Origin of the sequence: Microbacterium sp. NPDC058062, assembly GCF_042885375.1 — a bacterium.
In the GTDB taxonomy this organism is placed as follows: domain Bacteria; phylum Actinomycetota; class Actinomycetes; order Actinomycetales; family Microbacteriaceae; genus Microbacterium; species Microbacterium trichothecenolyticum_C.
The window spans coordinates 461,612-481,108 of the sequence record NZ_JBHVSC010000002.1; the positions used below are offsets into that span (position 1 = coordinate 461,612).

Annotated in this window: 16 protein-coding genes and 1 pseudogene; 13 read left to right on the top strand and 4 right to left on the bottom strand. The window is 66.8% G+C overall.

The window, feature by feature from the left end:
• Window positions 1-4: 4 nt before the first annotated feature.
• Window positions 5-1,108, bottom strand: coding sequence for an ABC transporter substrate-binding protein (locus ACFVSU_RS06935; protein WP_387139966.1), 1,104 nt, complete (start codon window positions 1,106-1,108; stop codon window positions 5-7).
• Between the two features lie 114 nt (window positions 1,109-1,222).
• On the opposite strand from ACFVSU_RS06935, the gene ACFVSU_RS06940 reads away from it, so the two are divergent.
• Window positions 1,223-2,848 carry an amidohydrolase gene (locus ACFVSU_RS06940; RefSeq protein WP_387139969.1) on the top strand — a complete coding sequence of 542 codons (1,626 nt, stop codon included), beginning with the start codon at window positions 1,223-1,225 and terminating at the stop codon, window positions 2,846-2,848.
• Here the strand turns inward: ACFVSU_RS06940 and ACFVSU_RS06945 are convergent.
• Window positions 2,833-3,783 (bottom strand): LysR substrate-binding domain-containing protein, encoded by a 951-nt coding sequence (locus ACFVSU_RS06945; protein WP_387139972.1) that lies wholly within the window; start codon window positions 3,781-3,783, stop codon window positions 2,833-2,835. The two genes, ACFVSU_RS06940 and ACFVSU_RS06945, sit on opposite strands and share 16 nt — an antisense overlap.
• Window positions 3,784-3,940: 157 nt before the next feature.
• Between ACFVSU_RS06945 and ACFVSU_RS06950 the strand changes: the two genes are divergently transcribed.
• From ACFVSU_RS06950 to ACFVSU_RS06975, 6 genes and pseudogenes are all read left to right on the top strand, one after another.
• Window positions 3,941-5,272 (top strand): flavin-containing monooxygenase, encoded by a 1,332-nt coding sequence (locus ACFVSU_RS06950; protein WP_387139975.1) that lies wholly within the window; start codon window positions 3,941-3,943, stop codon window positions 5,270-5,272.
• Window positions 5,269-5,709, top strand: a complete 441-nt coding sequence (locus ACFVSU_RS06955; RefSeq protein ID WP_387139978.1) for a RidA family protein — start codon at window positions 5,269-5,271, stop codon at window positions 5,707-5,709. Before ACFVSU_RS06950 ends, ACFVSU_RS06955 begins: the two co-directional genes overlap by 4 nt.
• Window positions 5,706-6,371 (top strand): DUF1028 domain-containing protein, encoded by a 666-nt coding sequence (locus tag ACFVSU_RS06960; RefSeq protein WP_387139981.1) that lies wholly within the window; start codon window positions 5,706-5,708, stop codon window positions 6,369-6,371. Before ACFVSU_RS06955 ends, ACFVSU_RS06960 begins: the two co-directional genes overlap by 4 nt.
• Entirely contained in the window at window positions 6,364-7,557 is a 1,194-nt protein-coding gene (locus tag ACFVSU_RS06965) for an amidohydrolase (protein ID WP_387139984.1), read from the top strand. The genes ACFVSU_RS06960 and ACFVSU_RS06965 overlap by 8 nt, the downstream gene beginning before the upstream one ends.
• Window positions 7,541-9,028, top strand: coding sequence for an aldehyde dehydrogenase (locus ACFVSU_RS06970; RefSeq protein ID WP_387139987.1), 1,488 nt, complete (start codon window positions 7,541-7,543; stop codon window positions 9,026-9,028). The genes ACFVSU_RS06965 and ACFVSU_RS06970 overlap by 17 nt, the downstream gene beginning before the upstream one ends.
• Window positions 9,029-9,054: 26 nt before the next feature.
• Window positions 9,055-11,015, top strand: a pseudogene (locus ACFVSU_RS06975) (primary-amine oxidase).
• 242 nt (window positions 11,016-11,257) lie between these two features.
• On the opposite strand, the gene ACFVSU_RS06980 reads toward ACFVSU_RS06975, so the two are convergent.
• The gene (locus ACFVSU_RS06980) at window positions 11,258-12,823 is read right to left on the bottom strand and encodes an APC family permease (RefSeq protein ID WP_387139990.1); all 1,566 of its coding nucleotides are present in this window, start codon (window positions 12,821-12,823) and stop codon (window positions 11,258-11,260) included.
• A gap of 303 nt (window positions 12,824-13,126) precedes the next feature.
• Here ACFVSU_RS06980 and ACFVSU_RS06985 point away from each other — a divergent pair, with 303 nt between their 5' ends.
• Window positions 13,127-13,441 carry a 2Fe-2S iron-sulfur cluster-binding protein gene (locus ACFVSU_RS06985; RefSeq protein ID WP_387139993.1) on the top strand — a complete coding sequence of 105 codons (315 nt, stop codon included), beginning with the start codon at window positions 13,127-13,129 and terminating at the stop codon, window positions 13,439-13,441.
• Complete coding sequence (locus ACFVSU_RS06990) at window positions 13,441-14,655, top strand: NAD(P)/FAD-dependent oxidoreductase (protein ID WP_387139996.1); 1,215 nt, start codon at window positions 13,441-13,443, stop codon at window positions 14,653-14,655. Before ACFVSU_RS06985 ends, ACFVSU_RS06990 begins: the two co-directional genes overlap by 1 nt.
• An 87-nt stretch (window positions 14,656-14,742) precedes the next feature.
• Here ACFVSU_RS06990 and ACFVSU_RS06995 read toward each other — a convergent pair whose 3' ends face one another.
• The gene (locus ACFVSU_RS06995) at window positions 14,743-15,435 is read right to left on the bottom strand and encodes a TetR/AcrR family transcriptional regulator (protein ID WP_387139999.1); all 693 of its coding nucleotides are present in this window, start codon (window positions 15,433-15,435) and stop codon (window positions 14,743-14,745) included.
• Between the two features lie 156 nt (window positions 15,436-15,591).
• Here ACFVSU_RS06995 and ACFVSU_RS07000 point away from each other — a divergent pair, with 156 nt between their 5' ends.
• The 4 genes from ACFVSU_RS07000 to ACFVSU_RS07015 all read left to right on the top strand — a co-directional run bounded on the left by ACFVSU_RS07000 (window position 15,592) and on the right by ACFVSU_RS07015 (window position 19,437).
• Window positions 15,592-16,038, top strand: coding sequence for a DUF3237 domain-containing protein (locus ACFVSU_RS07000; RefSeq protein WP_387140002.1), 447 nt, complete (start codon window positions 15,592-15,594; stop codon window positions 16,036-16,038).
• A gap of 20 nt (window positions 16,039-16,058) precedes the next feature.
• Window positions 16,059-17,486, top strand: coding sequence for an amidase (locus tag ACFVSU_RS07005; RefSeq protein ID WP_387140005.1), 1,428 nt, complete (start codon window positions 16,059-16,061; stop codon window positions 17,484-17,486).
• Between the two features lie 142 nt (window positions 17,487-17,628).
• A complete protein-coding gene (locus ACFVSU_RS07010) occupies window positions 17,629-18,828 on the top strand; it encodes a cytochrome P450 (protein ID WP_387140008.1) in 1,200 nt (399 codons plus the stop codon).
• A gap of 93 nt (window positions 18,829-18,921) precedes the next feature.
• A complete protein-coding gene (locus ACFVSU_RS07015; protein WP_387140011.1) occupies window positions 18,922-19,437 on the top strand; it encodes a hypothetical protein in 516 nt (171 codons plus the stop codon).
• Window positions 19,438-19,497: the final 60 nt, after the last annotated feature.

The following is a 19,497-nucleotide window of genomic DNA, read 5'->3' on the forward strand; positions in this document are numbered from 1 at the left end:
GGAATCAGGAGGCGGCTTCGACGAAGCTGTCGTCGACCAAGCTGTCGAGATCGGCACCGCCTTCGAGCAGCCCGATCTGAGTGGCGACGTCCTGGACCGTCGGCAGCACCGACTGGAAGTAGTCGCCGCCGAAACGGGTCTTGTTCTCCTCGAGGGAGTAGAACTCGATGCCGTCGAATGCCGTCGCGAGTGCGTCGACGTCGCTGCCGACGTTCTCGGCGATGATCGAGCGGGCCTCGTCCGTGTCGGAGCGGTAGAACTCGATCGCGGGGCCCCACGCGTTGACGACCTTCTGGACAGCGTCGGGGTTCTCTTGGAGGTAGCCGTTGTCGACGACCAGCACGTCGCTGATAAGCCCGGCCTTCTCTGCGGCGGTGAAGATGACCTCAAAGTCACCGGCCTTACTGGCCTCGGAGATGTAGGGCTCGTAGGTGACGGCGGCCGGGACGCTTCCGCCGATGAGAGCGGTGGCGGCCTCCGACGGATCCATCGGCACCGGGGTGATGTCGTCGAGGCTCAGGCCCGACTCTTCCAAGGCGTATCCGAGGAGCAGGTTACTCACCGAGCCTTCTTCGAATGCGATGTTCTGCCCGGCGAGATCAGCGACGTCCGTGATGGATCCGTCCGTGAGAATCGCATCGGCGGTGAGAGACGCGTCCAGGAGAAGCACGATGGAGATGTCAAGACCCTGCTCGACCAGCTGCAGGGCGCTGTGGCTGGCGGCGTTGGCCATCTGGATGCGGTCTGAGGCGAAAGCCGCGCTCATGTCGGCGTCGTTCATGAAGTTGGTGATGGTCACGTCGACGCCCTGATCATCGAAGTACCCCTTCTCCTGAGCGATGTACCAGGGGCCGTAGCCCAGCCAGGGCTGAATGCCCATTCCAACAGTGTCGGAAGCAGATGCCGCGTCGGTAGCGTCCGAGCCCGATGCGCCGGCGCAGGCAGTGAGGGCGACGAGGGAAGCGCCGAGTCCGACGGCGACGGCGTGGCGAACGGAGCGTGTGGGGCGGAACATAGGTGTCCTTCCGGGACGGGGGGTCGGGCGACTGCGTCTAGCTTCGGAATAGGAACCAAGGAAGCGCAAATAGCGACGCTCGACAGATTGCATCTAATTCTTTGATGCAATGTATGGGCAATATCTGCGTTACAAATGCGAAATGTGGCACCCCAACGCTGAAGCTTGCATATCGATCGACGAGAGGGTCCTATGACAATGCATACGGTGCTGTACACGAACGGCCTGCTGTACCTCGGGGAGGGCGAGTTCCGCCGCGGGCACGTCGTCACCCGAGGCACGCGAATTGACAGTGTCGCATTCGACCACGCGCCGCTTGCCGCCGCCGACGAGGTCGTCGACTTGCAAGGCGGCACACTGTTGCCCGGCTTCCACGATGCTCACGTGCATCCACTCACGGCCGGGCTCCACCTCCTCGGTATCGACTTCGCGTCGGTCCACGACCGCTCGGAGTACCTGCGTATCGTCGCCGAATACGCCGCAGCACACCCTGACGCGGCGGTGCTCACCGGCGGCGGCTGGTTCGGTGACGTCTTTCCCGGCGGCTTCCCCACTGCCCGCGATCTCGATGCGGTCGTCTCCGACCGCCCCGTCGTCCTCCTCAGCCACGACGCGCACGGCGTGTGGGTAAACAGCGCCGCCCTGGCAGCGGCGGGCATCGTCGCCACCACTCCGGACCCCGAGGGCGGGCGGATTCTCCGGGATGCGGCGGGCGAGCCAACCGGTGTTCTGGTCGAGGGGGCTCTGAGCCTGATAAGCCACCTCCGCGGGGACCCCGACTCGGCGACCCTGATCGAGGCACTGCTCGCCGCCCAGCATCGCCTGCACTCCGTGGGCGTCACAGCTTGGCAGGACGCCGCCGTCGGCGTGTCGGATCTCGGCCCCAATGCGCTTCCTGTCTACGAGGAGCTCGACCGTCGCGGCCTCCTCACTGGACGTGTCGTGACAGCGCTGTGGTGGGACCGCGGTCGCGGGCTCGAACAGATCGCCGAACTCGAGGCGATCCGCGACCGACTCCGGGGCAGCACCCGCCTGGACGGCGGCACAGTCAAGGTGATGGTCGATGGCATGGTTGAGAACCACACGGCCGCGATGCTTGAGCCGCTCACTGGCACCGACGGCGACCACGGCATCACCTTCATCGCGCCGGAGGATCTCCAGCGCTTGAGCATCGGTCTGGATGCGGCCGGCTTTCAGATCCACTTCCATGCCGTCGGCGACGCCGCTGTACGCAGTTGTCTGGATGCCTTGGAGGCCACCCGAGTGGCGAACGGCGTGTCGGCGCATCGGCATCACATCGCCCACCTCGATGTCGTCGACGCCGCCGACGCGCCTCGGTTTGCCGAGGTGGATGCCACGGCGAATGTGACCGCCCTGTGGGCGCGGACCGACGAGGAGATCGTCACCCGCAAACTGCCGCTCCTGGGCGAGCAGCGCGCGCGGCGCCACTTCCCGTTTGCCGACATCGCCAACAGCGGCGCGAGGATCGTGGGAGGAAGCGACTGGCCGGTCACCGATCCGAACCCCCTGTGGTCGGTGCGGACAGCCGTGACCCGCACCGGCGTGCCGGAGGATCCGCATGCGATCGGCACAGCCGTGTTGACCGAGCCCTTGCTGTCGGAGCAGGCGCTGCCGCTCGGTGTCGCGCTCGACGCCTACCTGTCGAATGCCGCGTACATCAATCGCCTCGAAACGTCGACCGGCGCGCTTCGCGCGGGGATGTTGGCAGACCTCGTGTGGGTTGACCGCGATCTGCGGGAGATCGATGCACTGGGGTCTGCCCGCGTACGGCGCACCGTCGTCGGTGGAGAGACGGTCTACGAGGCGGACTGAGCCGCCTCCGCGGAGACTCCCATGATGCGGGTGACGGCGAGGCGCGCCTCGTTGGCGAACAGACTCGCCTTGCGCGTCATCGGCGCCGAGGCTGCGCGACGGGCGAGCACGATGTCGAGCGCGCGCGTCGGCTCGACGATGCTCAGTCGGTGCAGCTCACCACCCGAATAGGTATACCCGAGCTTGGGCTGCTGGTTGAGCAGCGTAAAGCCGTGGCCGCTGGCCACCATTGCGCGAACCGCCTCGAAATTGGCGAAACGATACCGCACCGAGGGCCGCAGGCCATGGTCGGTGAACGCCTGCATGAAATAGTCGCGACTCACCGGCAGATCCAGCAGCACCATGGGTTCCTCCAGGAGATCGGCCAGCCGCACACTGGAGCGGCCCGCGAGCGGGTGCGTCGCGCCGACGGCGACGTAGAGGGGCACTTGTGCGAGCACTTCGCGCGCGATGTCGCCGTCGAGGCCGAGGTCGTAGGTCAGCGCCACCTCGATCGCCTGGTCTCGAAGCGCGTCGTTGACGCCATCTGCGAGGAGCTCGGAAACGTCGACCTGAAGCTCGGGATGCGCCTCCTCGAGGGCGCTCACGATGCTCGGCAGGTAGAACGGCGCCAGCGTGCGGAAGCAGCCGACGTTGACCCGACCCGCCGTGTTCTCGGGCCGCAGGGCATTGACCGCGTCATCCACGGCGGCGAGGATGCCGCGGCTGCGCTGCAGGAAGTCCGCGCCATGAGTGGTGAGCTGCAGGCCTTTGGCGCGGCGGCGGATCAGGAGCTGCACGCCGAGGGCCTTCTCGAGGTTGGCGATCGAGGTCGAGATCGCCGACTGCGCGACGAAAAGCTCGTCGGCGGCCCACGTCATGCTCCCCTGCTCGGCTGCCGCCACGAAGTAGCGCAGCTGGGTGAGCGAGATATCCGGTTTCTGCGTTGGGCGCATCAGACCTTCCGTTTCGAATGTGTTTCAGAGATATGCCCATCTGCCCTTCATCACGATTTTAGATGTACACGGCCTCGTTCCGCTATTTGCGCTGCTGCTCGAGGTTTCCGAAACTCGTGATAGCTCCCCATCTCGATCGAAGGCCGCGCAGAACATCATGGCGTCATCCCCTCCTCTCACCACTCCCGACGACCGCGTCGTGGAGGTGATCGTCGTCGGCGCCGGTCAAGCGGGCGTCGCCATGAGCGAGCACCTCGCGCGTTGCGGCATCCGTCATGTCGTCCTCGAGCGCGGCCGCATCGCCGAGCGGTGGCGGTCCGAGCGGTGGGACTCGCTGGTGACGAACGGCCCGGTCTGGCACGACAGGTTCCCTGGCATGGAGTTCGCCGACGTGGCGCCTGATGGGTTCGCGACGAAGGAGCAGGTCGCCCAGTACATGACCGCGTACGCGGAGAAGTTCGGCGCACCCGTGCGTTGCGGCGTCGAGGTCACGGCCGTGCGCCGTGCAGAAGGAACTGCAGGCTTCGTCGTCTCGACGACCGACGGGCCGTATCGCGCACAGTACGTTGTCGCGGCTACGGGCGCATTCCAGAAACCCGCCATCCCGCAGCTCCTGCCGCCCGAGGCGAGCATCGTCCAAGTCCATTCGTCGTCGTACCGCAACCCCGGGCAGCTCCCTTCCGGTGGTGTGCTCGTCATCGGCGCAGGATCGTCGGGTGTGCAGATCGCGGCCGAGCTCCAGCGTGCCGGCCGCCCGGTCTACCTCGCGGTGGGACCCCACGATCGTCCCCCTCGCCGGTACCGCGGCCGCGACTTCGTCTGGTGGCTCGGTGTGCTCGACAAATGGGATGCCGCGACTCCCCCGCTCGGCGCAGAGCACGTCACCATCGCCGTCAGCGGAGCCGACGGCGGCCACACCGTCGACTTCCGTCGGCTGGCCGCGGAAGGCGTCGTGCTGGTAGGTCGCGCGAACTCCTACGCCGACGGCGTCGTGGGATTCGGCGATGACCTCGCCCGCAACATCGCCGCGGGCGATGCGAACTACCTCGAAGTGCTCGCCGAGGCCGACGCGTACATCGAGAGGAACGGCCTCGACCTGCCCGAAGAGCCCGAGGCGAAGGTGCTGGGCTCCGACCCGGACTGCGTCACAGAGCCGGTCCGCGAGCTCGATCTCGGCGAAGCCGGAGTGACCTCCATCGTGTGGGCGACGGGATTCACCTCCGACTACAGTTGGCTGCCGGCCGGCGCGGTCGACGAGAACGGCCGTCCCCGCCACCGTCGCGGGGTGTCGCCGGAAACCGGGATCTACTTCCTTGGCCTGCCCTGGCAATCGCGGCGCGGATCGAGCTTCATCTGGGGCGTCTGGCACGACGCGAAGCACGTCGCCGATCACATCTCGATCCAGCGGATGTACGCCGCGTACCGCCCCGCGGAGCCCTCCACCCCTGCCGAGCTGCTCGAACCGATGAGTCTGGAGACCTCCCGATGACCGCCCACACTCGCCTGCGCCCGTTCAACACGAAGACCACGTACCCCGAGCAGTCGCTGGACAACGACCTCTGCCAGGCCGTCGTCGCGGGCGGTGTCGTCTACCTTCGCGGTCAGATCGGTCAGGACCTCGAGACCCGCGAGAGCGTCGGCGTCGGCGACGTCGAAGCCCAGGCGGAACGGGCGATGGCCAACATCGACCTGCTGCTGCGCGAGGCCGGCTCCCGTCTCGAGGACGTCGTGAAAGTCGTCGTCTACCTCACCGACATCCGCTACCGCGAGCCGGTGTACCGCGCCATGGGACGGTGGCTGAAGGGCGTCTACCCCGTATCGACCGGGCTGGTGGTCGATGCGCTCGCCCGGCCCGAATGGCTCGTGGAGATCGATGCCACCGCCGTGATCAGCGACCCGGCCGACGACATCGAGGTGATCCTGTGACGCTCTCGCTCGTCGCCCAGGCCGACGGTGGGTTCGGCATCGTGATCTCGTCGTCGAGCCCCGCGGTCGCCGCGCGGTGCGCGCATCTGCGTGCCGGCGTCGGCGCCGTGGCCTCGCAGAACGTCACCAACCCGGCCCTCGGCCCGGCAGCCCTCGACGCCCTGGAGGGGGGCGCAAGCGCGACCGAAGCCGTTGCCGCTGCGCTGGCCACCGACGGGTTCGCCGACTACCGGCAGCTGACCGTGGTCGACGCGGCGGGCAACGTCGCTGTGCACTCCGGAGCGCAGGCCCTCGGCATCCACGGCGAGTCCGTCGGCGATGGCTGCCTCGCGGCCGGCAACCTCCTCGACAACGACGGGGTGCTCGATGCGATGATCGCCGGCTACACCGCCGCGGCAGGAGCGCTCGAAGATCGCCTTCTCGCCGCGCTCGAGACGGCGGTGGCTGCCGGCGGGGAAGCCGGGCCGCTGCGTTCCGCGGGTCTGGCGGTGGTGGACCAGGCATCGTGGCGGGTCACCGACCTCCGCGTCGACGACCATGACGACCCGATCAGGGAACTTCGCCGCCTCGTCGAGCTGTGGATGCCGCAGAAGGATGCCTACCTCACCCGCGCCATGTCTCCGGGCGCGGCCCCGTCCTACGGCGTCCCCGGCGATGAGTGACCCGGCGACCGCCGTCACGGAACTCAAGGGCCGCGCCGCCGCGGAGGTCGAGAACCACCGGGAGGCGATCATCGCGGTGAGCCGCGCGCTGCACGCCGAGCCCGAGACGGCGTGGCAGGAGCATGCGTCGGCGGCGCTGCTCGCCGACGCCCTCGAAGGGCTCGGCATGACGGTGACGCGGGGGGCGGGCGGTCTGGAGACCGCGTTCGTCGCCACGGCGGGTACCGGACCGCGCATGGTCGCGGTGGTGGCCGAGTACGACGCCTTGGCGGGCCTCGGCCACGCGTGCGGCCACAACATCATCGCCGCCGCAGCGGTGGGCGCGGCATCCGCTCTCGTGCCCCTGACCGAATCACTCGATGCCACCGTCCAGGTGATCGGCACGCCGGCCGAGGAGGGCGGCGGCGGCAAGATCCATCTGCTCGACGCGAACGTGTTCGACGACGTCGAGATCGCCATGATGATCCACCCCGGCCCGGTCGACGCACTGTACGCGCGACCGCTGGCCGTCGCGCACTTCGACGTCGAGTACACCGGTCGCGCGTCGCATGCGTCGGCGTATCCGACGCTCGGGATCAATGCGGCCGACGCCTTCACGGTCGCGCAGGTCGCGATCGGCCTGCTTCGTCAGCAGCTGCCCGGCTCCGTTCGCGTTCACGGTGTGGTGCGCGAGGCGGGCACCGCACCCAATGCCATACCCGGGCGGGCGATCGGCAGTTGGTACGTCCGTGCCGCCTCGCTCGAGGAGCTCGATGCAGCGTTCCGCCGCGTCACCGCATGTTTCGAGGCAGGTGCGCTGGCCACCGGGTGTCGGCTCGAGATCCGCGAGACGAGTCCGCGCTACTCGGAGTTCCGCAACGACGACGCACTGGCGGCGGCCTTCGCCGCGAACGCCGCCGCGCTCGGACGCGACATGGATGCCGACGAGCGGCGCCCGGGGGGCATGAACACCGCCTCGACCGACATGGGCAACGTGTCGCGCCGGCTCCGGGCGATCCACCCCTACCTCGGCATCGACGCGTTCCCCGCCGTCAACCATCAGGCAGAATTCGCCGATGCCACGATCCGGCCCGCCGGCGACCGCGCCGCTCTCGACGGTGCACTGCTCATGGCGCAGACGATCATCGACGCTCTCACCGAACCCACCCACTTGGACCAGGAGACCGCACATGCACACGCACGCTGATTGGCAGCGTCTCGCCGAAACGATCGAGCCCCGTACCCGCGCGTACGTTGACGGCGCGTTCCTCGACGCCGCCGACGGCGAGACGTTCGAGACCGTGAACCCTGCGACGGGCGCCGTCATCGCTCACGTCGCCCGCGGGCGCGAGGCGGAGGTCGACCTTGCCGTGGCGGCCGCGCGCCGCTCGTTCGAGTCGGGCGTCTGGTCGAAGGCTGCACCGGCCGAGCGGAAGCGGGTGCTGCTCGCGGTCGCGGCGGCGATCCGAGATGCCGCAGACGAGCTAGCCCTGCTCGACAGCGTCGACGGCGGAAAGCTGATCTCCGACACGACAGCGATCGACATTCCCGGCAGCGCCGCCATCCTGCAGTGGTATGCGGAGGCGATCGACAAGGTCTATGGCGAAGTCGCCCCCACGGCCGCCACTGATCTCGCCGTCGTCACCCGCGAACCCGTCGGGGTCGTCGGTGCGGTGGTCCCCTGGAACTACCCTCTCGAGACGGCGATCTGGAAGCTCGCCCCCGCTCTCGCGGCGGGCAACAGCGTGGTGCTGAAACCGGCCGAAGAGACGCCACTGTCGGCTCTGCGCTTCGCGGAGCTCGCCTCCGAGGCGGGTCTGCCCGCCGGGGTGCTCAACGTGGTGCCCGGGTTCGGTCATGAGGCCGGTCAGGCGCTCGGCCTGCACCCCGGCGTCGACGTCATCGCGTTCACCGGCTCCACCGCTGTGGGCAAGAAGTTCCTCGAGTACTCGAGCCGGTCGAACATGAAGGCGGTGTGGCTCGAATGCGGCGGCAAGAGCGCCAACCTGGTGTTCGCCGACGTCAGCGATCTCGACGCCGTGGCGGACTTCGCCGTCGCCGGCATCTTCACGTGCAGCGGTCAGGTCTGCTCGGCGAACTCGCGCCTGCTCGTCGAGCGTTCGATTGTCGACGACCTCACCGAGCGCATCGCCGCGCGCGCTCGCGCGGTCCGTGTCGGCGACCCCCTCGACCCCGCCTCCACAATGGGCCCGCTCGTAAGTGCGGCGCAGCTCTCCCGTGTGCGCGCACACGTCGACCTCGCCCGATCGGATGCCACCCTCATCACCGGAGGCGACGCACCGGTTTCGGAGTCCGACGGGTTCTACCTCGAGCCGACCGTCTTCGCCGCCACCCCTGTCGACAGCGTCCTCTGGCGGGAGGAGATCTTCGGCCCGGTGCTCGCGATCGCACCGTTCGACGATGAAGCCGAGGCCGTCCGCCTCGCCAACGACAGCGACTACGGCCTCGCGGCATCCGTCTTCACCGACAGCATCCACAGGGCGCTGCGCGTTTCGAAGGCGCTGCGGGCAGGAACGGTGTCGGTCAACACCGTCGACGCGCTCGACGTCGTCACACCGTTCGGCGGAATGAAGCAGTCCGGTTTCGGCCGTGACCTGTCGATGCACGCCTTCGACAACTACACCGCTCTCAAGACCACCTGGTTCGCCGGGCGTTGAGCCCGCACCGCCGACCGGAGACAACCATGACACACGCCCTCGACCGCCTCACCGCCGAAGAGATCGACACGAATCGCCGACTCATCCTCGCCAACGGGTTCGACGAACACGCCACCGCCTTCATGCTCGTGAACCTCATCGAGGCCGAGAAGTCCATCGTCCTCGACGGCACGGCCACCGCCCGGCTCGTGGGCAACGTGCTCCTCGACCGCCGCGACGGCACGGTCTCGGAGGTCACGACCGACCTCACCGAGAACTGCGTCATCTCACGGCGCACCGTCGACGTCACAGAAGAGGGCCAGCCTCCGATAGTGCTCGAGGAGTTCGACCGTATCGAGACGCTGCTGCGTGCCGACGCGGGCTGGGTCGGTGCGATGCGCGTGCGCGGCATCGAGGACGTGTCGCTGGTGCGCATCTCCGCGCTCTCGGCGGGGCGCTTCGGGCTGCCTGGCGAGGACGGCCGGCGCATCGTGAGGTGCCTTTCGTTCCTGCAGCTCGACGCCGACGACAACGCCTGGGCGCACCCCATCGACGGCGTGGTCGCGTACGTCGACCTGGTCACCGGCGAGGTGCTGCGGCTGATCGACGACAAGGTCTTCGACATCCCTCGGCAGCGCTACAACTTCCATCGCCCTGAAGAGTTACCGACACCGCGTCGGACGCAGAAGCCCATCGTGATCACGCAACCCGAGGGACCCAGCTTCCGCGTCGACGGCGACGTCGTCGAGTGGGAGAAGTGGCGTTTCCGCATCGGCTTCAACCAGGTCGAGGGCCTCACCCTGCACGAGATCGGCTTCACCGACGGCGAGCGCCACCGTCCGATCGTGTACCGCGCGTCGATCGCAGAGATGGTGGTGCCGTACGGCGACCCCAGCCCGGTGCGCTTCTGGCAGAACTATTTCGACGCCGGCGAGTACTCGTTGGGTAAGTCTGCGAATTCGCTGACTCTCGGCTGCGACTGCCTCGGCGAGATCCGCTACTTCGACGCGACGATCGCCGCGACCGACGGCAAGCCGCAGACGATCCCCCACGCGATCTGCATGCACGAAGAGGATGCCTCGATCCTCTGGAAACACACCGACGAGTACTACCACTCGACCGATGTGCGCCGGAACCGGCGGCTGGTCGTCTCGTTCTTCATCACGGTCGGTAACTACGACTACGGGTTCTACTGGCACTTCTACCTGGACGGGCGCATTGAACTCGAGTGCAAGGCCACCGGCGTGGTCTTCGCATCGGCGTACCCCGGGGCGCAGCTGGATGGCAGCGACTACCCGTGGGCGTCGGAGATCGCTCCGGGGATCGGGGCGCCATACCACCAGCATCTGTTCTCGGCCCGGCTCGACGTGACCCTCGACGGGGTCCGTAACGCGGTCGACGAACTCGAGGCGCAGCGGGTGCCGGTGTCAGCCGAGAACCCCTATGGCAATGGCTTCACGCTGGCGACGCGGCGGTTGACGACGGAACAGGAGGCGTGCGCGACGCCGACGGCAAGCGCGGGCGCGCATGGCACATCGTGAACCCCGACGTACGCAACGTCGTGGGCAAGCCGGTCGGCTACATCCTGCGCCCGGAGGGCCAGCCCAGTCTGCTCGCCGACCCCACGTCGTCCATCGCGCGCCGCGCCGCGTTCACCACCCACGACCTCTGGGTGACGCGCTACTCGCCCACAGAGCGGTACCCGTCGGGCGAGCTGGTGAATCAGAACGACGGCTTCGGAACGATCGACCGGTGGATCGAGCGCGATGCCGACATCGACGGTCAGGACATCGTCGTGTGGCACACGTTCGGACTCACGCACTTCCCGCGCACGGAGGACTGGCCGATTATGCCGGTCGACAGCACCGGGTTCTCGCTGGTGCCGCACGGCTTCTTCGATCAGAACCCCACGCTGGATGTACCCCCTCCCGTGCCGACGCACGGCGCCTGCCACACCGGCGCCGGGACCTGCCGGTGTGGCGACGGGCACGCCGCCTGCGAGTGCTGAGGGCAATAGCCCACCGCGAGCCGGCGGCCCGGGCGTGGTACCACCGCGGCGAATCGGCTCATTTCCTGGACGGCTCGCGACTGACCGATGATGCGTGAGGTCACTGCGGCGCTGCAAGTCAACAACGGCTGTGCGAGGAGAGTGGCGTATCGACCTCCGCTGGGGAATCGTCGCGCCACTCTCCTCGACTTGCACCGTCGTCGCCGCCAGGGCAACCCCGATCGCGGCTTCCCGTTCGGTGCCTAAGCCTCTCCACCACCGATCCGCTCAAAGGCCGCCGGATCCTTGGCCCGCAGGCGCATCGCCATCGCGGCGCCGATCAGGAAAGAAGCGGGCACGATCAGCACGAGGATGGTATTGATCACTGGACCCGCCGCTGTCAGAACGTCGATGTTGATGATGAGCAGCACGACGAGTGCGATGAACAGGAACGACGAGACTATGGCGGCGGGAAGGATGTACCGCTTGCGGGCCAAGTCCCGGCGGCGCGCGAAGAAGACGACGACCGCGACGCTCATGAGCACCTGCAGGACGATGACTCCGATCACGCCTGGACTATTCACCCAGAGCAGGAGCTGCAGGTACGGGTCCAGGCCAAGAATGGCGAAGGCCGCCACCACGACCGCGGCCAGCAGGGTCTGCAAGATTCCCGCAATGTAGGGTGATCCGAAGCGGGGATGCGTGCGATGAAGAGCCGCCGGCAGGATGCCGTCTCGAGCGAGCGCGAACGCATAGCGGTTGATCGCGTTGTGGAAGGCGAGCTGAGACGCGTAGACGCTCGTCAGGATCAACATGTACATCGCGATCGCCGCCCAGGTGCCGAGGTACCGGTCCGATGCGATGAAGAAGATGGCTGCGGGGTTCTCAGCCGTGACGGCGACGATGTTGGACTCACCGAAAGCCTGGATGACGATCCAGACCATGAAGGCGTAGAAGATCGCCATAAACCCTACGGAGATGTAGGTCGCTCGGGGAATAGTGCGGTGCGGCTCGCGCGCCTCAGCGCGATAGAGAACCGTGGACTCGAATCCCGAGAAGGCCGCGAATCCGAACGCGATGATCACGAACATGCCAGGGCTGAAGATGGCGTCGCTGGTGAAGGTTCCGAACTGAACGCCTTCCGCGCCGCCTTGGACCAGCACGGCAATCGCGAGAAGGATCAGCAGGAGCGTCTCAAGCGCGAGCAGGATTCCGAGCACCTTCGCTCCGATGTCGACGCCGATGTAGGCGAGCGCGAAGACCAGCACGATGCCAACCCCTGCAACCAGCCACCAGGGGACGTCGATCCCGAAGACTGCCAAGAACATCTCGTGACCCGCGACCCCCATCAGCCCGTACAGACCGATCTGCAGGACGTTGTACGACACGAGCGCGAGGATCCCGGAACCCAGACCGACGACGCGTCCAAGAGCTTTCGTGATGTAGGTGTAGAAGCCACCCAAGGCTTTGACGTGCCTGGTCATCGCCATGAACGCCACGGCGAACAGGAGAAGAACCACTCCCGCGATCAGGTACACGACAGGAGCGCCAATGCCGCCGATCAGGATCGCCAGAGGGCTGACACCGGCGATGATGCTGATCGGTGCCGCCGCAGACACGACGAAGAAGACGATGCTCCATGTACCGATCGAGTTCGACCTAAGGTGATCGTGTTCGGACTCTGCGAGTTCGTCGGCGACTGTAGGCGCAGGGTCTATTGGTGTGGACATGACATCTCCTTTGATGGGTCCGGCGAGGATGGATCGGGTCGATGCGCCGTAATCGGGCTGGTGAGTTTGGCGCAGGACCGAGACCGGGTGACTGGTCATAGTTAACGGTATTCACAGCCCTCGTTGCCAATATGCGATCCCGCAGTGGTGCATCTATCAGATTGATGCACCGCATAGTCCGCTGTGGCGGCGTCGATCCGGAGCGAGCATCCCCCGCGAGAGTTTGTCCACGATGTGTCGCACCTCGATCGCGCCGTGCGAGTGTGCGTGACATCTGCGGTCGGGAACGCGCTGGACAGTATCGCTGCCGCCCGGACTCGACGCTCAAGTGAATGATCTTGACTATGCTATTCACTAGCTGCACAATGAAGGCGGCATACTCGAAGATGAGGCAGGATGATGATGACTGAGGCGACTTACGTGCAGCCCGATGGCAGTCGGACGACCGTTGATATCGCAGAAGGCCAGAGCCTGATGCGTGCCGCGATCCTCAACGGCGTGCCCGGAATTGTCGGTGAATGCGGCGGCCAGGCAATGTGCGCCACCTGTCACGTCTACGTAGATGGGTGTCAGGACGATCTTCCGCCCGTGAGTGATGACGAGGCGGAGATGCTGGAAGCCGCGGCTGCCGCGCGCACGCCCGCCTCCCGCCTGTCTTGCCAGCTCGTCGGCCTGAGGCGTGACGTGACCGTCGATGTCCCCGATACCCAGTACTGATGCGTATCGTCGTCGTCGGAGGTGGCCACGCAGGCGTCGAAGTCTGCGCGGCACTGCGTAGGCGTGGCTTCGCAGGCGACATCGATCTCGTCGAGGAGCAGCACTCGCATCCGTATCAGCGCCCTCCGCTATCCAAGGACTCGATGGCCGGCTCCGCTGTGGAAGTCCTGCCATTGCAACCGCCGTCGTTCTTCGAGACGCAGAGCGTACACTTCCACCCGGGGGTCAGCGTCACACGCATCAACCGCGCGTACCGCACTGTCGAACTGAGCGACCTCAGCTCGATCTCGTACGACCATCTCGTCCTGGCGACTGGCGCGCAAAGTGCGCCCGTGAACTTCGTCGAGCCTGGCGCGACAGTGCACACGCTTCGGACCGACGCCGACGCGGTCGCCGTCAGCAGGGCCGTGAGAGAAGCGTCTCGAGTCATTGTCATCGGCGGCGGATTCATCGGACTCGAGGTTGCGGCGGGCGCGCGAAATCGCGGAGTAGACGTGCTCCTCGTCACGCCGGCAGACCGCGTGCTCGGTCGTTCAGTGAGTGAGCCGATGAGCGCCGCTCTGCTCGATCGGCTGACCGCCAGCGGGGTCAGCGTCCGACTGAGGACAAGGGTCGCACGGGTCTTCCAGCAAGCGAACGGACCTGCCGTCGCACTCAGTGATGGCTCGGTGCTTACCGCGGACGTTGTTGTCGTTGGCATCGGCGTGCGTGCGAGAACGCGATTGGCCCAGGATGCGGGGCTGGACGTCGACGATGGGGTGATCGTCGATGAACAGCTGACCTCGAGCGACCCGGCGATCTCGGCGATCGGGGACTGCGCGCGGTTCCCGTCAGCCCACTCCGGCTTCGCCGAGCGGCTGGAGTCCGTGCAGAACGCCACCGACCAGGCGCGCCACCTGGCCGCCACTCTGATGGGAGGCGACGCTCCGTACTCCGACATCCCGTGGTTTTGGTCGGTGCAGGGGACCGCACGGCTCCAGATCGCGGGGCTCGGCCGCCCAGACGACGAGGTGGTCGTTCCGCCGGGACGGGAAGAGGCGGACCGCCTCAGCATCTTCCGGTTCCAAGGCGGCGAACTGCGATGCGTGGAGTCGCTCGATGACGCGCCCACCCACATGGCGGCGCGGCGGGCGCTCGCGCAACCCCAGCCCATCACGATGGAGCACCTTGTGTCGGCCGACTTCGCGTTGAGATCGCTCGTCGCGCCGGCATAGGCGCCGGCGCATTGACGGAGCAGTCGCCCGCATCGAGGACTTGCTCAACGAGACCGAGCGCGCCATCCCCCACGGGTGTGGCCCTCGCTAGCGCGGCGAAGGCCCCGCGTTGATCCCCTCGCGTGCAATGACGAGCTCGAGGGCATCTACATACATCTTGAGCTGTGTCGCGAACACTTCTTCGTAGTCGACGCGCCTCAGCTCGTTACGGACGCTGTCTGCGAAAGGGAACTGGTTGGGATCTGCGGGGCTGTACGCCTGCACCAGCCTCAGCGGTCCCCCTGCGTTGTCCGCAGCGGCGAGCCTGGCGGCCTGCGACTGCGCAGCGCTGAGGACGAGGTTCGCATATGCCTGGTAATAGACGACGGCGACGCGACCCCGGAGGCCGGCGACGTGCAAGGCACGCAGGACAGCTTCGACAGCCCGAAGCTCCTCGACGCCGTTGGTGATGATGCCGAGCGAGAGCGCGGCCGCGGCCGGGTGCTCGAGCGCGACGCGCCATGCCCGCCACGCGAGCTCAGTGAGATCTGCTCGCCAGTCGTCGGTCGGCTCGAAGCCGGCGAGCGAGAGGGCATCAAGGCGGTCCGCAATCTCGGACACCAGCTCGGCCCGACTCCCGAAGTGCCGGTAGAAAGCCGTAGGCGACGCCGAGAGCTCTTCGCCCAGGCGAGTGAACGTCAGGGCCGACTCACCCTCGCTGTCAAGCAGCGACATCGCGGCCGCGACGATCTCCTCGGGCGATAGCGATCCGCGCTTTCGACGCGACCGAGACTTGTCCACGGTTCCTCCTCGTCCGCCGCCGCACTGCAGTCGGTTGCCCCTTGTGAAGCCGATACCACTGTATCTAGTGAATGCTGTTGACTAAAGGCTTCACTATCCCCATAATCGGAAGGGCCGCGACGGCGCGGCGTGCAACGCGCGAGATTGGCACCGAAGATGATCCACGAAGAACCTCCCCCCCTTCGCTTCTCCTTCCGGATCGAGGCGGAGGTCTCCGACTACCTGCCCATAGAGAAGCGGGACGTCGAGCTGCTGGAGTTCATTCCCATCACGGGCGGCACTGTCTCCGGCGAGGTCACGGGCGAAATCGTCTCGGGGGGTGGTGACTGGTGCTGGAATCGTGCGGACGACGCATATCAAGTCGAAGCTCGCTACCTGATCCGCACTGACCGTGACGAGATCATCGACGTCGTCAACGTCGGTGTACTTCGTCACCTCGAGGGCGACAGCGGTCCGAGCGAGCAGATGGGCTACTTCCAGACCACGCCGCGGTTTCGCACGGTGTCCGCTCGGTTGCAATGGTTGACGCGGTCTGTCTTCGTCGGGCGAGCCCGTGCGGAGACCGGCAAGACAACCATCGATGTGTTCGAAGTCCTGGCGTGACTGATCCCTCGGAGCGCACCATGGACCCCTTCATCTCTGCGACGGAACTTGCCGCATTGCTCAGCAGCCGTCAGGTCAGCGCCGTCGAGGCTGCTGACTTCTATCTCGATCGCATCGACGCGATCAACCCTCGAATCAACGCCATCGTCTGGATCGACCGGGACGATGTTCGTCGACGGGCCCTGGAGGCTGATCGGCGGATCGCGGCCGGCACCGCTCGCCCGTTTGAGGGTGTGCCGATCCCGATCAAGGATCTGACTCCCGTCGCAGGTCAGCCCTACACCGCCAGCTCTCTCGCCATCGACCCCGATCCCGCGGAGGCGAACGAGGTCACGGTCGATCTCCTCGAGGACGCCGGCTTCGTTCTGTTCGGACGCAGCAACAGCCCCGAATTCGGGCCTCTGACCGTATCTGAGAACCGCCGGTGGGGAAAAACACGCAATCCCTGGAATCCCGATTTCACGTCCGGCGGTTCGTCCGGGGGCGCGTCGGCAGCGGTCGCTGCCGCGCTCGCGCCCGTTGCGCACGCCTCGGACGGAGGCGGGTCGATCCGAGTACCTTCCGCCGCGACGGGTCTCATCGGCCTCAAACCCAGCCGCGGAAGGGTGCCGAACGACGTGCGAGGGTGGGAGCAGTCGGTGACAGAAGGCGCAATCACCCGCACTGTCGCGGACGCGGCGGCGATGCTTGACGTGCTCGGCGTCGCCGACCCACTCGCGTGGTACTCGGCGCCGCCCAAGCGGCGCCCCTACATCGACGAGTTGACAGCAGCCGGCCCACAACTGCGCGTCGGCCTCCTGCTCGCTCCGCCGACCGGAGCCGAGGTGGACGACGAGTGCGTCGTGGCGGCACTCAAACTCGCACGAACGCTAGAGCACCTCGGGCACAGCGTTGAACCAGCGGACCCGTTCCTCTACTCGGACGACGCAGTGCGGGGCTTCGCCGACCTCGTCATCAGTGCTTCGGTCTGGGCAACGCCATTCGACCACGCGAACGTCGATCGCCTCGACCCGTATATCCGCTACCGGTTCGATCGCGCGACGACCTTCCACGCCGGCGAGTACGTGGCGCTGGCCAACCAGCTGCAGTGGGAGACTCGGCGGGTGGTGGCGCAGTGGGGCCGGGACTTCGACATTCTCCTCACACCCACAACCGCCTGCCAGACGCCCCGGGTGGGGGCCGTTTACGACGAGGCGAACGAGACGCCAGATGGTCCTCGGCTGACTGAGCTGCGAACGATCTCATTCACGAGCTTCGTCAATATCGCGGGCCTGCCGGCAATCTCCCTGCCGGTGCATGCCGGAACGAACGGAATGCCGATCGGTGCCCAGCTGATCGGCGGCGCGCACGGTGAGGCAACCCTGCTGAGGGTCGCGGCAGAGGTGGAGCAGGCGTTCGACTGGCAGCTTGATCGGGCGCCATTGGCTCAACACGTCGAAGCCCACTGATGTCCGCCGCCGAATGGTCCCTTACAGCTGCAGCTAGCAGTGCGCCACCGTTCGGACCAGGACGTGCCCGCTCGGTCGGCTCCCCGACGATGCGGCAAAAGAACGCGTCAATCAACAACATTCGCCAAGCAATGAGGCCCTCATGAACGCAATGCTGCAAGGTCCCGACTCCGTTCCCGTGACCGACTGGGTCGATTTCGACGTTCTGCTCGACGATCCGTATCCCACATATGAGCGCCTGCGTCGAGAGGCCCCCATCGCTTGGGTTCCGGAACTCGACAGTATTCTCGTCAGCACTTTCGACGCGTGCGCCTTCATCGAGCAGAGGCCGGAGATTTTCTCGTCGCGGTATCAACCCGACACCATCACCCGAGCGCTCGGCGAACGTCCCATGTTGCGAAAGGACGATCCGGAGCACGCGGCCGAGCGCTCCCTCATCAACTCCACTCTGCGCCCGAAGGCGATGGAGGAAGTGTGGAGCGCTCGCTACGCGGACAATACGGATGCGTTGCTCGACGCACTCGAGGAGATCGGCCCCGCGGAGGCGGATCTCAACGCGCATTTCGCCGCGCCGCTGGCCGCGCAGAACCTTATGGATCTGCTTGGCCTCCGTGACGTGCCCGCGGAGACCCTGAGTCGCTGGTCGCGGGACTTCATTGCCGGCGCGGGAGTCGATCCGCGCGATCACGGCGATGTCTGGGAACGCTGCGAGCGATCCCGAGGTGAGGCCACCGCCGCGATCGACGAGGTCATCTCCCGCGTTCAACGCTATCCGGACGAGTCCATGACATCGATGATGATCGCCGGCGGCATGCCGATCTCCTCCGTGCGAGCCAACGTCAACCTCGCCATCTCGGGCGGTGTGAACGAGCCGCAGCACATGATCACGAGTCTTGTGACGCGTTTCGACGAGGAGCCGGACCTGCGTCCGAACCCCGACGCCGGGCACCGCGACTGGGCTGCCGTTTTCGAGGAGGGCGTGCGGTACTACTGTCCTATCGGTCTGCTGGGACGCTTCACGACGATGGACACCGTTCTCGGCGGCTTCACAATCCCTGCGGGCACCGAGGTCAGCCTGTCCATCGCCTCCGCCAACCGGGATGACTCGATGTTCGCCGACCCGGATCGATTCATCCCCGGGCGGACAGAGCGTCGGCACCTAGGATTCGGCAGCGGTCCGCACCTGTGCGCGGGAAGGTGGGCGGCACAGTCCGCAGTTGCTTATGTCGCGCTGCCGCGGCTCTACCGTCGGTTCCCCTCATTGCGCGTCGACACCGAGCGGGAATCGCGCTGGGAGGGGTGGATGTTCCGCGGTCTCACCACGCTCCCCGTCTCGTGGTGAGCACGCGGTTGCAGAGGCTCGTCCCGACGGCCCGGCCGTCGGGACTGGGGGCGGTGACCGCCGCGATGTTCGTGGTCGGGTAGGCGTCGCCGGGTGCTGCATGAAGTCCTTCATCTGGCCGCGGTGGCTCTGGCCGCCGTGGCGGCGTGCGTGCATCCCGGTTGGCGTCGAAAGGCGGCGGCTGTCGACCTGGCCGCAGTGATCGCCATGCTGGTGGCCATGGTCAATGTGACCTACGCGAGCGCCCCGGTGTGGTCGATTGCCCTGCTCGGCGCGGCGATGGCTCTAGCAGCGTGGCGGTCGCCCCGCTCCCGGCGACAGCGCACGGTCGCACCGCGCTCGTGCGCTGTCCCCCACACTGCGCTCGGGCTCGTTGCGACCGCCGCGATTCTTCCCCTCATGGCCGGGGGGATGCCTGCCGAGGTCTTAGGGCACGCCGGTCACGGGGCCAGCGCTGGCGCGCTGGTCGCCGTGGTCCTCGGCGTTGCGGGGTGTCACGCGGGCGCATCGGTGCTCGCCTCTGTCCGGGAGGTGCACACACTTTCCCGTATACAACACGTCCTTATGGGCGGCACGACGCTGCTGATGGCGGCAACGGTCATCGCGTAGGAAAGCATGCCGAACGACGTCGCGATCTCTTTGGATGAGGCGACTACGACCGGAGACGGG